13 protein-coding genes and 1 pseudogene are annotated in these 13668 nt (G+C 62.3%); 10 read left to right on the top strand and 4 right to left on the bottom strand.

Going from position 1 to position 13668, the window contains the following annotated elements; all coding sequences use genetic code 11:
- Positions 1-110 precede the first annotated feature (110 nt).
- From AC5J09_RS11295 to AC5J09_RS11325, 7 genes and pseudogenes are all read left to right on the top strand, one after another.
- The gene (locus AC5J09_RS11295; protein ID WP_324764386.1) at positions 111-353 is read left to right on the top strand and encodes a hypothetical protein; all 243 of its coding nucleotides are present in this window, start codon (positions 111-113) and stop codon (positions 351-353) included.
- Between the two features lie 55 nt (positions 354-408).
- On the top strand, positions 409-600 hold the full coding sequence (locus tag AC5J09_RS11300; RefSeq protein ID WP_003532118.1) for a hypothetical protein: 192 nt from the start codon (positions 409-411) through the stop codon (positions 598-600).
- A 109-nt stretch (positions 601-709) separates the two neighbouring features.
- Positions 710-1726 (top strand): SDR family oxidoreductase, encoded by a 1017-nt coding sequence (locus AC5J09_RS11305; RefSeq protein ID WP_324764385.1) that lies wholly within the window; start codon positions 710-712, stop codon positions 1724-1726.
- A 99-nt stretch (positions 1727-1825) separates the two neighbouring features.
- A pseudogene (locus tag AC5J09_RS11310) lies at positions 1826-3491 on the top strand (sensor histidine kinase).
- Positions 3491-4126, top strand: a complete 636-nt coding sequence (locus tag AC5J09_RS11315; protein ID WP_324764383.1) for a response regulator transcription factor — start codon at positions 3491-3493, stop codon at positions 4124-4126. The pseudogene AC5J09_RS11310 and the gene AC5J09_RS11315 overlap by 1 nt, the downstream one beginning before the upstream one ends.
- A gap of 940 nt (positions 4127-5066) precedes the next feature.
- Positions 5067-8285: a beta strand repeat-containing protein gene (locus AC5J09_RS11320; protein WP_324764382.1), complete on the top strand. Its 3219-nt coding sequence runs from the start codon at positions 5067-5069 to the stop codon at positions 8283-8285.
- Between the two features lie 112 nt (positions 8286-8397).
- Positions 8398-9567, top strand: a complete 1170-nt coding sequence (locus AC5J09_RS11325) for a zinc-dependent alcohol dehydrogenase (protein WP_494297618.1) — start codon at positions 8398-8400, stop codon at positions 9565-9567.
- 73 nt (positions 9568-9640) lie between these two features.
- Here AC5J09_RS11325 and AC5J09_RS11330 read toward each other — a convergent pair whose 3' ends face one another.
- Complete coding sequence (locus AC5J09_RS11330) at positions 9641-10351, bottom strand: metallophosphoesterase family protein (protein ID WP_018095956.1); 711 nt, start codon at positions 10349-10351, stop codon at positions 9641-9643.
- Positions 10348-11166 (bottom strand): hypothetical protein, encoded by an 819-nt coding sequence (locus AC5J09_RS11335; protein WP_324764380.1) that lies wholly within the window; start codon positions 11164-11166, stop codon positions 10348-10350. Before AC5J09_RS11335 ends, AC5J09_RS11330 begins: the two co-directional genes overlap by 4 nt.
- A gap of 292 nt (positions 11167-11458) precedes the next feature.
- Here AC5J09_RS11335 and AC5J09_RS11340 point away from each other — a divergent pair, with 292 nt between their 5' ends.
- On the top strand, positions 11459-11698 hold the full coding sequence (locus AC5J09_RS11340; protein WP_100670924.1) for a hypothetical protein: 240 nt from the start codon (positions 11459-11461) through the stop codon (positions 11696-11698).
- 437 nt (positions 11699-12135) lie between these two features.
- On the opposite strand, the gene AC5J09_RS11345 is transcribed toward AC5J09_RS11340, so the two are convergent.
- Positions 12136-12309: a DUF1328 domain-containing protein gene (locus AC5J09_RS11345; protein WP_010975005.1), complete on the bottom strand. Its 174-nt coding sequence runs from the start codon at positions 12307-12309 to the stop codon at positions 12136-12138.
- Positions 12310-12359: 50 nt separating this feature from the next.
- Complete coding sequence (locus AC5J09_RS11350; RefSeq protein WP_324764379.1) at positions 12360-12506, bottom strand: hypothetical protein; 147 nt, start codon at positions 12504-12506, stop codon at positions 12360-12362.
- A 195-nt stretch (positions 12507-12701) separates the two neighbouring features.
- On the opposite strand from AC5J09_RS11350, the gene AC5J09_RS11355 reads away from it, so the two are divergent.
- Positions 12702-13004, top strand: coding sequence for a PepSY domain-containing protein (locus AC5J09_RS11355; RefSeq protein ID WP_275599589.1), 303 nt, complete (start codon positions 12702-12704; stop codon positions 13002-13004).
- Positions 13005-13022: 18 nt separating this feature from the next.
- Positions 13023-13628, top strand: a complete 606-nt coding sequence (locus tag AC5J09_RS11360; protein ID WP_324764378.1) for a general stress protein — start codon at positions 13023-13025, stop codon at positions 13626-13628.
- The last annotated feature ends 40 nt before the right edge of the window (positions 13629-13668 follow it).

Below are 13668 nucleotides of genomic sequence, written 5' to 3' on the forward strand. Positions count from 1 at the left end.
GGCAGACTGGCTTTGTTCCGGGCCATGGCGGCCTTGAGAGGACCGCCGATGGAACTTCGCCTACGGCTTCACGTTGCCCTCCTGACCCAATGAAACAGCAGGAGAGTAAGATGGAGAGAGCCAAGCGCCCATCCGCGGCCCCCCTTGATGTGAAGACCGTGCAACCGCCCGTCGAGAATGACAGCGACCTGCGCCCGGAGGCCGACAAACCCCCGATCGAACCGGACGAGATCCCGAACGCCAAGGCCGCGCGGGAGGCGGCGCGTTTGAAGAGGGATGAATACATCGTCAGGTCCGACCTGGAGGATGCCGACCAGCGCAATCCCCTGCCCGACATGAAAGACCAGGAATGAGTGCGTTCCGGATGCACAGTGTTCGGTTCGCCTTGCAGCTTGATGGAGAATGACGATGAAAACGCCAAAGGAAGGTGCGCCCGGCACCACCGAGCAGTCGCCGCGGTGGGAAGGACCGAAGGAGACGCGCCCGAGAGGATATCTCCCCGCCAAGGATGATCCGGAACGCGATCGGGACGCCGTCGGCGAGAACCTGAAGGATCCGCATCGCGGCAAGGTTTCGGACGCCGGCAAGACGAAGCGTTAAAGGGCCGGCGCTGCCGGAACATCTTCGCTCCCTCGCGGTTCCACAGGCGGCGGGGGCATGCTTGTAATGTGATTGCGGCCGGCGTGCGGACGGCAGATGGAGGAGCGATATGTTGAATTCTCTCGAAGATGCAGTGGTCGTCATCACCGGGGCGTCGTCGGGGGTTGGACAGGCCACCGCCGAGGCCTTTGCCCGGCGCGGGTCGAAGCTCGTGCTTGCGGCGCGCGATGCGGCCGCGCTTCACGAGGTCGCCAGAACCTGCCGTAAACTCGGGGCGGAGGTTCTCGTGGCCCCCACCGACGTGACGGACGCGGATGCGGTCAAGGACCTGGCCAGGAAGGCGATCAGCTTCGGCAAGATAGACGTCTGGTTCAGCAATGTCGGCGTCGGCGCCGTCGGCCGCTTCGAGGAAACGCCGATCGAAGCGCATGAACAGGTCATCCGCACCAACCTGATCGGCCATCTAAACGACGCGCACGCGGCGATCCCGATCTTCCGCAAACAGGGGCATGGCATTTTCATCAATATGATCTCGCTCGGCGGCTTCGCCTCTGCACCCTTTGCTGCGGCCTACAGCGCCAGCAAATTCGGCCTGAGGGGCTTTTCGGAAGCTCTGCGGGCGGAGCTTGCGGACGAGCGCGACATTCACATCTGCGACGTCTATCCGACCTTCATGGACACACCCGGGATCGGGCACGGCGCCAATTACACCGGCCGCAGGCTGAGTGTTCCCCCGCCCGTCTACAATGCGCGCCGCGCTGCCCGGGCGATCGTGCGCCTGGCGGAGCGCCCCCGCAAGTCGCTGACCGTCGGCCTCGTCGCCGACCTGACGCGGTTCGCGCATTTCGTCGCGCCGAACATGACCCCGCGGCTCATGGCGAAGCTGACATCGCGTTATCTGAGCCGCGCGCCGCGCGTGGCGAGGAGCCATGGCAATCTGTTCAGGGCACCGGCCGAGCCAGGGGGCATCGACGGCGGGCTGCGCTCCTCCCGCCGCGTCCCGGTCGCAACGACGGCCGCTGTCTGCGTGCTGGGCATTGCCGTCGCCGCGCTTGTCCTCGGCAAGCCGCGCGCGACGGTCGGCCGAAGCCGCTCCGGCGTCGCGCGTCTCTTCAGGCGCGCTTAGGCGGTACAGGATCGTTGACTTTCGCGCCATTCGCAGTGAAGATCGCGACATACTAATATAAATTTTCACTTCCGCGATCGCGCGAAGGCAGAGTTGCGCATGGCGATCACGCAGCCGACCCGGAATGAAGCGCCTGTGCGCGCTCACCGCCCCGCCAAGGAATTCGCCGGGGGGGCGCGCGAGTGGCTGTTGCGCACCGATCCGGAACGCCTGATCTGCCTCGGTCGCGTGATCACGGCCGCTTTCGCAATTCTGGCGATCTATCTCGATCCCACTCGGCCGAACTCGCTTCTATACGAGTTCTCGCGTCGTTCTTTGCCTCTACCTTCTCCTCGCAACTGCGCTGGTGATCTTTCCGCTGCGGTACTCGTTCGTCAGTCCGGTGCACCTCTTGATCCATGGTGTCGACGCGGCGGTCGTCGGCTGGCTGACGTTCCTGACGAACGAACTGGTGAGCCCGTTCTTTTCGATTCTTCCGTTCGTCATCCTGGCGATGACGATGCGCTGGGGTTTGAAGGGTGCAGCGCTCGGAGCACTGATCGCCCTTCTCGTCCAGCTCGTGGTCGGCCTTCCCGACCTTCTCGACGGCGACGCGGAACTCAACGTCTTCATCATGCGGTCCACCTATTTCGTGCTCATCGCGGCGACGCTCGGCTATTTCGGAGCCTATCGCGAACGAAGCCGGCAGCGCCTGGCGCAACTCGCGCAGTGGCCGCCGGGCGCAATCGGCGAGGACCGGGTGTCCTGGCTGAGTATCCTGTTGGAACATGCATCCGGCGTTCTCGGCGATGCGCATCTGCTCGTCATCTGGCGTGAGCAGGAATTCGAATCGGGATGCGTCGCATACTGGGCTAACGGCACGCTCCAACTGGCCGATCTCAGGGACACCGACTTCTGGCGTCGTCACGATCCCGATCACTACGACGGACGCGATCGCAAGAGCGGCGAGGCGCTGAATGGCCTCTTCGCCGATCTGCCCCAGATCCGCGCAAACACCGACCAATCGGACCGCAAGGTATTTTCCGCCGCCTTCTCCAGTGTTCGATATCGCGGTTTCGTTTTCGTGGTCAGCTTCGCCAACGCCGCCGACGACACGAAAGATCTGTCTCAGATCATCGCCACCCGCGTCGGGACGGAGCTCGAGCGTGTCGCTCTTATCCAGGCCGCCCGTTCCGAGGGGCGCATGCGCCTTGCCCGCGATTTGCATGACAGCGTGCTTCAGAACCTCACTGCGGCGCGTCTCAAATTGAAACTGATCGGAGAAGGAATCCCGGATGGCGCAAAGACGCAGCTGACGGAGGTGGGCTCGCTCATCCTCGAACAGCAGCAATGCGTCCGCAAATTCGTGGATGAGAACCGACCGGGAGAGGAAGGTAATCTCGCCAGGCTCGAGCAGGAACTTCCGGAATTTCTCGACCTGTTGAGAACGCAGTGGAATTGCGCAATCGACGTGTCACACGGACCCGCGCCGCTCGTGGTGCCCAAATGGATGCTTTACGAGATAATGCAGTTGATCTCCGAAGCCGCGAGCAATGCGGTGCGCCACGGACGAGCGACGCTGTTGCGGATAGCTTTTGTCAGGAGCGCGGAGCTCCTGAACCTGGAGATCATCGATAACGGCACGGGAATATCGGGTGAACTCGAGATGAAGCCCCTCTCGCTGTCGCAGCGGGTGGCGGAGCTTGGCGGAAAGCTGGCGGTCTGCCGGAATTCTCCTGGCCTAGGGCTCAAGATCGCGCTACCGCTGAAGCTGGAGGTCAGGTGATGCATTCGGTGCTGCTCGTCGACGATCACCCGTTGCTCCTGCGAGGATTGCAGGACATCATCGCCGCAGCGCCGGACTTCGACGTCGTCGGCGCAACGGCAAGCGGCGTCGAAGCGATTTCGCTCATATCCCGCCTCCAGCCGGACATTGCCGTCCTCGACGTGGCCATGCCCGGCATGGGCGGATTGGAAATCCTGAGGGCGATCCGCGGCACGCGGCGTCTGCCGAGGGTGATCTTCCTGACTGCGACGATCAGCGGCCCGCAGGTCGCGGAAGCGCTGAAGATGGGGCTCTCCGGTCTTCTCCTGAAGGAATATGCGCCCGAAGCGCTGCTCGACTGCATGCGGCAGGTCGCCATGGGCGGGAAGTGGCTGCCGGCCGATCTGCTGGCAAATGCGTCTCAGGTCGGTAACGACGCGACGCTGGAGAGGTTCAGTCTGCTTACGCCGCGCGAACGCGAAATCGCAGCGCTGATCTGCGGCGGTCTTTCCAACCGCATGATCGCCGCGAGACTCGGAACCTCCGAAGGTACGGTGGGCATCCACCTGCACAACATCTTCCGCAAATTGGACATCGGCAATCGCGCCACGCTTGCTGCGCTTCATGTGCAGTACACCAATCCCTTGAGATCTTGAGCCGCTTGAAGTCGAAAAAAACGGAGGCATTTGAGCCTCCGAGCTGGCATGGAGCTTGTTACGCGTCGGCGTAGACTAACCGCCGCTATCCTGTTTTCCTTTGTCGCCCTTCTTGTGGCCGATATCGCGGCTGTCTGCAAAGGCCTTGTCGGAAGACCCGTCGAATACAGTGATCGATATAAGCGGGAGCAACAGCAGGAAGGATACTCCCAGCGCGCATACGGAAACAATTCTCCTACGTGTAAGCATAGGTAGCCCCTTTCCTATAAAAGGTGATATTTTTCCGAGGTTTTTTGTCGTGTCGTCCGTGAGTGTCCAGACGTCACTGAACGCATATTCACACCAAATCATTGATGCCGAAATATAGTGAAACTTATATGCTTCGTTTTCCGGGGCTACGCCCTGCTGCAGGGTTCCCGATCGGCGGCCGCTTTCTAGAGCTGCAGCTACACCTAGAGTGGGATAAGGAAAAGTGTTTGCGGTCTTCCGCCGGTAGCCCGCGTCTCAGCCTGTCGGAGTCCGTCACGTTCATAATTTTCGGTAGGCTCAACCTTAATCATCGAGATCCAGGGCCTTGTCCCTGCTCCCGGTTCCCCCTGCACTATATGGTTCTTTATATTCCCAACCGCAGCCGGCGGTGCGATTATCCCGTACTATTGTCTTGCCTAGAAGACGGCATGCCCAGAAAAGAGCCGTGGAAATCACGGTGTTCACGGTCGAGGCCCCAAGTTCAGCACGTAATCGATATTGATCTAGACGGGTAAGACGGGCGACGCACATATTTCTCAGCCCGCGCCGGTACCAAATGAATGATCGCGCGAGCCGCTTGCACTCAGGGGACGCGCAACATCACCAGTGCCCGGCTTTTACGTCAGCAATTCTCCAAGCGTCGGGCGCAATATCCAGGCCCCCGACTGGAGATTTTTAGGGAGGAATTCCCATGGCAGTCATTAACGGCACAGCCGGAAACAATGTCCTCATCGGCACTGATCTAGACGACGTGATTAGCGGGTTCGGCGGTGACGATTTCATTCAGGGACTTGGAGGCGCCGACGTGATCAACGGCGGCGCGGGCGTCGACACGGTTGACTATCGCGAAAAGACGACTTCAGTCATAGTCACCCTGACCGGTGCGACCGCCGCGACGGTCTTCGTCAATGGCGCGGCCGAGGACACTCTCAGCAACATCGAGAACGTTTACGGGGGCTCCGGCAACGACACTATTACGGGCGACGCTCAAAACAACCTGTTCCGAGGCGGCGGCGGAAACGACGTCCTCGACGGAGCCGCTGGGAACGATACGGCCGACTATACCGATAAGACCCAGTCCGTCGTTGTCACTCTGACGGGGGCGACACCCGCCACCGTCTTCGTGAACGGAATCGCCGAGGACACGATCAGCAACTTCGAAAACGTCTATGGCGGCTCGGGCAACGACGTGCTGACCGGTGACGACCGAAGCAATATCCTGCGCGGCGAAGCAGGCGACGACATTCTCAACGGCGGTGCCGACGACGACTCCCTGTCCGGCGGCGCCGGCAACGACACGGCCGACGGTGGCACCGGGATCGATACCTTCGATCTCCGCGAAAAGACCTCTTCAGTCGTCGTACAGCTCAACGGCGCGAACGCGGCTACGGTCTTCGTCGGTGGCGTCGCGGAGGACACGATCCGCAATATCGAGAACCTCGTCGGCGGGTCGGCGGACGACATGCTCATCGGCGATGCGGCGGCGAACAAGCTCTCGGGTGCGCGCGGCAACGACTGGCTCAAGGGAGGAGGCGGCGCAGACACCCTTGACGGCGGCGAAGACAGCGACACCGCCGACTACAGCGACAAGGCAGCGGCGATCGCCGTGTCGCTGAATGGCGGCAACCCTGTTACTGTAACGGTTGGCGGCGTTGCCGAGGATCTGATCGCGAAGATCGAGAACATCGTCGGCGGCTCGGGTGCCGACACGATCATCGGCGATGCAGCCGCCAATACGTTTCGCGGAGGCCTCGGTGCCGACGTGCTGGACGGCGGAGCCGGCAGCGACACCGCAGACTTTAGCGATAAGACGCAATCCGTCGTGCTGGCCCTCAATGGGGCGACCTATGCCGTTGCAACGGTCGGCGGGACGGCCGAGGATACGGTTCGCAACATCGAGAACATCAACGGCGGATCCGGCAACGACCAGCTCACCGGTGACGCCGCCGCGAATACGTTCCGCGGCGGCCTTGGCGCCGACCTTCTGGACGGAGGTGCCGGCAGCGACACGGCCGACTACAGTGACAAGACGGCATCGCTCGTCGTGACACTGGCCGGGTCGAACGCGGTGACGGTCTTCGTCGGCGGCGTCGCGGAGGATACTCTGCGCAACATCGAGAACGTCATCGGCGGCTCGGGCAATGACGTGTTCGCAGGCGACGGGTTCCAAAACGTCTTCGACGGCGGGGCGGGCAACGACACTGTCGACTATTCGGCGTCAGCCAAGGGGATAGCGGTGACGCTCAACGGCGCTAACGACGCCAAGGTGATCGTTGGCAACGCTGCGGAGGACACGCTGCGCAATATCGAGAATGTCACAGGCAGCGCCGTCGCGGACGTGCTGACCGGCGACTCACAGGCCAACGTCCTCCTGGGCGGCGGCGGCGGCGACATTCTCAAGGGCGGCGGTGGGCAGGATACCATCGACGGCGGCGCGGGGTCCGATACGGCCGACTTCAGCGACAAGACGGTAGGTGTCGTCCTGACGCTGGCGGGCGCAGCCGATGCTATTGCGACGGTCGGCGGCGTTGCCGAGGATACGATTCGCAATATCGAGAACATCTTCAGCGGTGCCGGTGCCGACGTGCTGACGGGCGACGCCGGCAACAATACGATACGTGGCGGTGCGGGCGCCGACAGTCTGGACGGCGGCGGCGGGGCAGACACGGCCGATTACCGGGACAAGACGCAATCGGTCGTCGTGACCCTTGACGGCGCCAACCCTGTGACCGTCAAGGTGGGCGGCGTGATCGAAGATACGATCCGCAACTTCGAGAACATCGCCGGCGGCTCGGCCGCCGATACGCTCACCGGAGACAGTCTGGCCAATGTCCTTATCGGCAATGACGGCGCCGACACGCTGAAAGGGGGCCTCGGCAACGACGTGCTGGACGGAGGCAACGGTATCGATACCGCGGATTATCTCGAGAAGACCGACGCGATCACTGTTACGCTGAACGGCGCGACGAACGCGACCGTCCTCGTCGGCGGAGTCGCCGAAGACATTATCCGCGGTGTGGAGAATGTTCTCTCGGGTTCCGGTGACGACACGCTTGTCGGCGACGCCGCGAGCAATATGTTCCGGGGAGCTCTCGGCGCCGATTTCATAGACGGCGGCGCAGGCGCGGATACTGCGGATTACCGGGAGAAGACGGCGTCGGTCGATGTGACCCTCTTCGGCGCCAGCGATAGCTTCGTCTTCGTCGGCGGCGTCGCCGAAGACACGATCCGCAATATCGAGAATGTGTTCGGCGGCAAGGGCAACGATACGCTCACCGGCGATGGCTTCGCCAACACCCTTAACGGCAATGACGGCAAGGACCTCCTCACGGGCGGAGGCGGAGCGGACATTCTCGACGGCGGGGCGGGCTCCGATACTGCGAGCTACCGCGACAAGAGCGCATCCGTCTCCGTCGCACTCGACGGCGCCAGCTATACGACCGTCACGGTCGGCGGCGTAGCCGAGGACACGATCCGCAACATCGAAAACATCTGGGGCGGGACCGGCAACGACAGCCTGAGCGGCGACGCGAACGCGAACCTCCTTTCGGGCGGCGGCGGAAGCGACACCCTCTTCGGTGGTGCGGGTGCGGACATTTTCCAGTTCGACTTCGCTCTCGGCGCTGGGAATGTTGACACGGTCGTCGATTTCACCGCCGGAGACAGGCTCTTCCTGTCGAAGAGTGTCTTCACCACGCTGAGTGGCGGGACACTGGCCGCGACGCAGTTCTACGCGGCGGCCGGTGCAACGGATGCGCAGAACGTGAACCAGAAAATCATCTACGACACGACGAGCGGTGCGCTCTACTACGACGCCGACGGCAGCCTTTCCGGTCATACGGCCGTGCAGTTCGCCGTGCTTTCGACGCAACCGGGTCTGACGGCGGGCGATTTCGTGCTCGTCGTGTGATCTGCCCGGCTCCAGGGAACACCCGCCTAGGCTCCGTGTTTGGAAAAATGTGAAAGGACGAGCAGCGCCCGTCCTTTTCTTTTTCTTCCAGCGATCGAAAAGGAGCTCCGACGTGAAAGCCCTGACATGGCACGGCAAAGGCGATATCCGGTGCGAGAGCGTGCCCGATCCGAAGATCGAGGATGACCGCGACGCCGTCATCAAGGTCACCGCCTGTGCGATTTGCGGATCGGACGTTCATATTTTTCACGGCCTTATTCCATCCATGGAGAATGGCGACATCCTCGGCCATGAAACCATGGGCGAGGTCGTGGAGGTCGGCAAGGGCGCGGCCGGCCTGCAGGTCGGCGACCGGGTGGTCGTTCCGTTCACCATCGCCTGCGGCGAGTGCTTCTTCTGCCGGAAGGGCTTCTATTCCGCCTGCGAGCGAACCAATCCCGACCGGGAAAAGGCGGCGAAGCTCTGGGGCAATTCACCCGCGGGCCTCTTTGGCTATTCCCATCTCCTCGGTGGCTATAGCGGCGGACAGGCGGAGTATCTGCGCGTGCCGCACGCCGATGTCGGGCCGATCAAGGTTCCCGACGAACTTACGGACGAGCAGGCGCTCTTCCTCTCCGATATTTTCCCCACCGGGTACATGGCGGCGGAGTTCTGCAACATCGAACCCGGGCAGACGATTGCGATCTGGGGCTGCGGCCCAGTCGGGCAGATGGCGATCCGGTCGGCCTTTCTGCTCGGCGCCGAACGGGTCATCGCCATCGATACGATCGCGGAGCGCCTGAGGCTTGCGGAGTCCGCCGGCGCCATGACCCTCGACTACATGGCGGAGGATATCTATGACCGGATCATGGAGATCACCCACGGCCGGGGCGCAGATGCCTGCATCGACGCCGTGGGAACGGAGGCGGACAGCCGCGCAAGCCTGGATTCGCTCGTCGACCGCGTGAAGGTGGCGACCTTCATGGGAACGGACCGGCCGCATGTATTGCGGCAGGCGATCCATTGCTGCAGGAATTTCGGCACGGTCTCCGTCGTCGGCGTTTATGGCGGCTATCTCGACAAGGTGCCGCTCGGTTCGGCGATCAACCGCGGCCTGACGCTTCGGATGGCCCAGACCCCCGTTCAGCGTTATCTGCCTTTGCTCCTGGACCGCATCCGGAAGGGCGAGATCGATCCGTCCTTCGTGGTGACCCACCGCGGCGCGCTCGACGACGGCCCCGAACTCTACAAGACCTTCGCCGAAAGAAAGGATGGCTGCATCAAGGTCGTCCTGAGGCCGTGACAGGACTCCTTTGAAGCTGCGCGCTTCCGGACGAAAACCGCTACACGTTTATCCTGAAAATGTCCGAAAGGCCTCAGAGTTCGAGCATGGCGTAAGGCCTGCCCGTCGGTTTCTCCACATGGGCGGCGACGTTGAAGACGGGGGCGCCGCCGGGCGTCTGCCCCTGATAGGCGCCCTTGTGCGCATGCCCGTGAACGACGGCGCTCACCTTGAAGCGGTCGATCGTCTCCGCGAGCCGCGACGACCCGAGAAACGGATAGATTTCCTTCGGTTCACCGGCAACGGTTTCAGGGATCGGCGCGTAATGCAGAACGACGAGCGCGCGCTCCGCCCTGGTAGCCCTCAAGGCGTTTTCCAGCCTAATGGCTTCGTCGACGCTGGTTCCGACCATGGTCTTAATCGCCGCTTCGCCAAAGGCGCCCAGCATATACCGGCCGAAGCCGCCGATGAAACCCTTGGTTCCGCAGAAGCCGACGCCTGAAATTTCGACGCTCTGACCGTCGAGAAGATGCACACCCGCCCTGACGAGGATCGACGAAACCTCCTCCACGGCATCGCATTGATGATCATGGTTTCCGAGCACGGCGACGACCGGGATCGTGCAGGACTTCAGGTCGGCGGCGAGAAGCTCCGCCTCCGCAGGCTTGCCGAGATCCGTCAGATCGCCGGCGATCACGAGTACGTCCGCGGCGCGCGAGATTTCCGCAAAGAGGTCGGTATAGGAGACCGATCGGTCCTCCTTCACATGCAGGTCCGCCACGGCGGCCACCTTCAACTTGCTCATGACTCCGTATCCTCAGTTTCTGCGCTGACGTCGGCGTCGCCTCCGACATCGGCGAAACCCCATTCCTTCACATCGATTTCGTAGTCGGGGCGCGAGTACATTCGGCCGCGACAGATCTTCGTCAGGGGCAGTGGAAGGTCTCTCTGCGCCGCCAGCCTGCTCAACAGCTCGTCCATCAGCCAGAGCGGGACCTTGTCGCGTTCGGAGGGATAGATCCATCGGAAGTTCAGGAGGTGGATGAGCAGGACCTCCCAGTGCGCTTCCATGTATCCGAGCAATCTTGCCCAATCGATTCGGTCATGTGCCTTCAGGATCAGGTGCGCGACGTCGGCGCCGTCGTAGCGGTGGCGAAGCTGGATGAAGGCCTTGGACCAGACGAGTTCCGTAGGCGCGACGATCGCACAGGTGGAGGCACCGATCTCTGTCAACAGAGCATTGGCGAACCAGGCGTCGGTGACCATCATGGTTCCGTTCGGCGAGGAGAAGATTACGTCGAAGAAGGATTTCCCCTTGAAGACCTTGCCCAGCCATCGATCGTCCTCGATTTCGACGGCGTATCCGAGCGACTTGAAATGATTGAGGATGCGGGTGTAATCGCCGGGCTTGCAGAAGACGTCGAGATCCTTGGTCGGCCTCGAAATCCCGGTATGGGCGCTGACGGCGAAGGTGCCAGCGATCAGGAACGGAATTTGCGACCGGCCCAGCTCGGCAATCGCCTCGGCAACGAATGCTTCGGCCTCCTCGTCGACGAGACGCGGCAGCGCGAGCGGCTCGGACGGGTGTTCCGAAGGGGAGCGCGGGGGCATTGACGTCATGCTGGTCATCCAAGTGAACGAGACTTCCCTGACAACACGCCAGTCTTTCGGAAGTTCCGCTTGCCCTATGGTGTGGGATTGCGTCCCCTCGCGCCCACGCACTTTGGGTCCGCCATTTTATCCGGGAAGCACCAAGGCGCGAACGTGATGGAACCGCCGGCCACGTCATGGCGTTTGTCTGGCAGCTACCGCATGAGCGCCCGGAGCCGAAGCGAAGGGCGGAAACATTAGGTAAAACAAAGCGCTACAGCGACTGCGCGCGTCTGTTGACGCGCCGCTGAGGGAGGAGCATATGCCTGTCATCAGCCCCAACATCCATACCCAGCAAAACAGCCGGGAGCTTGAGTGTCAGCGCGCAATGGAGGACGAGTTCCTGGTCTTTACCGCGCTGGCCGAGGAAGCGGGCTGGTCATGGCAGGAAATCGCGCTCGCCATGTTGGAGTTGACCGAGCAATATGTTGCAGCCATGCGGCCGAGTTCGGCGATGGAGGCAAGATCAATGTTGCGCAGTCACTCCAAGAGCTTGCACTGACCGCAGCAGTATTGTGTTCGCCCGAGGCGTTTCGCTGTTTCATTGAAGCAGTGAAACGCCTTTTAATTGAGACTGCGCATTCCGGACGGCTGTCAGACGGAGTGCTACAGCGACCTCTGAAGACGCGCCGCGCTGCAGGAACTTTTCGGACGACTGCAATCTCTCCTAATCCTCTCTCTGTGCTTGTCACAGAGATGAAAGCAGCGCCGCGTCTGCGGCGTGGGAAGCGTTGTTTCAGCCCAAGGACTTGGTCTGGCTGGATTCCTGTGACAAGCACAGGAATGAGGAAATCAAACAAGCGCGGCCGGTGGCCCGAATCTCAACAGGCCGGAGGACCGGAGGACTGCAATCTCTTCATCTTCATCCTCACCCCTGTGACAAGCACAGGATGAGGCGATCAAACAAGCCGCCGGGACCGCCCCGAGTCCCAACAGGACTTAGGTCACGGCACCTCCGACGGCCAGTGCCAGTACGAGGAATACGAGGAAGATTATAACCGCAATGTAGAAGAGTATCTTCGCGATCCCCGCCGTCGCGGCCGAGACGCCGGAAAATCCGAGGAACCCGGCTATCAGTGAAATAACGAAGAAAATCAGTGCCCACTTCAGCATAATCGCTCCTTCCGTTCAGTTCCTGCCTCGCGGTCGTCGTGCCCAGCCGTTCAGCGGCTGTCCCGGTTCGGGTCCTTGCCGGCCGGCTGGCTGCTTTTCTTGACGTCGTCCTTCTTCGCTTGATCGCCTGCACGATTCCCGCCATGCGTCCCTTTCGAGCTCTTGGCGGCCTTGCCGTCCTTTGCGTTCGTAGCCATTTCGCATCCTCCAGCGCTGTACCGAAACCAGCAGCAGAGCGGATGCAACCGGGGAAGGGCGATAAAGTTCCTTCCGGGCCTTCAAAGCCGGGGCGCCGGCCCGCTTTCCTTCCCATCGTGCCGGCGACTGCCGGCGGAACCAAATCCGGCCCGGACGGTTTGGTTGGCCGATTGAGGATCGAGAGAGGAAAGGCCATGAAGAACATCGTCTTCGGCGTTGCGGTACTGTTGAGCGCTGCCGCAGGACCGGCCTTCGCGCAGACGGCCGGCAACACCCCGGCCATTGCCACTCCCGACACGCAGAACCCGACGGCACCTGTCCCCGGCAAGAACAGCTTCACCGAAGCCCAGGCACGGGAACGGATGCAGGAGGCGGGCTACACGGACGTCAAGGAGCTGAAGCTCGACGACAAGGGTATCTGGCGGGCAACCGCGATGAAGGACGGCAAATCCGTTTCCGTCGCTCTCGATTTTCAGGGCAACGTAGTCGCGCTTTAGAGATCAAGGAAGAAGACGATGAGAACCGTGGCAGGGCTGTTTGACGATTACGGGGAAGCCCGAGGGGCCGTGAGCGATCTGGAGGCGGCAGGGTTTCCTTCCGAAGATATAAGCATCGTCGCCAACAATGCGGGGGACCGCTATTCGGGCGACGGGTCCGGTGCGGCGAGCGGTGCCGGAGCAGGTGCCGGTCTGGGCGCCGTGGGCGGCGGCACGCTGGGGCTTTTGACCGGCCTGGGCCTGATGGCCATACCTGGGGTCGGACCCGTGGTCGCGGCTGGGTGGCTGGCGTCGGCCGCCGCAGGCGCGGCGGCCGGCGCTCTCGCCGGAGGTGCGGCCGGCGGCATCATCGGCTCGCTCACCGATTCCGGGATTGAGGAGGAGGATGCGCATCTTTACGCCGAGGGAGTGCGCCGAGGCGGTGCGTTGGTGGTGGTCAGGACCGAGGAGCCTCTGGTCGCACAGGCGGACGGGATTTTAAGAAATCGCGATGCCGTCGACATATCGGTCCGGCGCCGCGCCTATACGGAGGATGGCTGGACCCGGTTCGACACCGCCTCCGGTCCCTATAGCCTCGACGAGATCGAGCGCGAACGCGAACGCCTCAGCCGCCCGGCGCTGTAGCGACAGGCAGGTACCGCTGCCGCGGCATGGCTGACACTGC

It is taken from the genome of Sinorhizobium sp., from assembly GCF_059070375.1.

Excerpts from the sequence above, each read along its gene's own strand:
- AC5J09_RS11295 (WP_324764386.1), top strand. The coding sequence starts at position 111 with ATGGAGAGAGCCAAGCGCCCATCCGCGGCCCCCCTTGATGTGAAGACC.
- AC5J09_RS11300 (WP_003532118.1), top strand. The coding sequence starts at position 409 with ATGAAAACGCCAAAGGAAGGTGCGCCCGGCACCACCGAGCAGTCGCCG.
- AC5J09_RS11305 (WP_324764385.1), top strand. The coding sequence starts at position 710 with ATGTTGAATTCTCTCGAAGATGCAGTGGTCGTCATCACCGGGGCGTCG.
- AC5J09_RS11315 (WP_324764383.1), top strand. The coding sequence starts at position 3,491 with ATGCATTCGGTGCTGCTCGTCGACGATCACCCGTTGCTCCTGCGAGGA.
- AC5J09_RS11320 (WP_324764382.1), top strand. The coding sequence starts at position 5,067 with ATGGCAGTCATTAACGGCACAGCCGGAAACAATGTCCTCATCGGCACT.
- AC5J09_RS11330 (WP_018095956.1), bottom strand. The coding sequence starts at position 10,351 with ATGAGCAAGTTGAAGGTGGCCGCCGTGGCGGACCTGCATGTGAAGGAG.
- AC5J09_RS11335 (WP_324764380.1), bottom strand. The coding sequence starts at position 11,166 with ATGACGTCAATGCCCCCGCGCTCCCCTTCGGAACACCCGTCCGAGCCG.
- AC5J09_RS11340 (WP_100670924.1), top strand. The coding sequence starts at position 11,459 with ATGCCTGTCATCAGCCCCAACATCCATACCCAGCAAAACAGCCGGGAG.
- AC5J09_RS11345 (WP_010975005.1), bottom strand. The coding sequence starts at position 12,309 with ATGCTGAAGTGGGCACTGATTTTCTTCGTTATTTCACTGATAGCCGGG.
- AC5J09_RS11350 (WP_324764379.1), bottom strand. The coding sequence starts at position 12,506 with ATGGCTACGAACGCAAAGGACGGCAAGGCCGCCAAGAGCTCGAAAGGG.
- AC5J09_RS11355 (WP_275599589.1), top strand. The coding sequence starts at position 12,702 with ATGAAGAACATCGTCTTCGGCGTTGCGGTACTGTTGAGCGCTGCCGCA.
- AC5J09_RS11360 (WP_324764378.1), top strand. The coding sequence starts at position 13,023 with ATGAGAACCGTGGCAGGGCTGTTTGACGATTACGGGGAAGCCCGAGGG.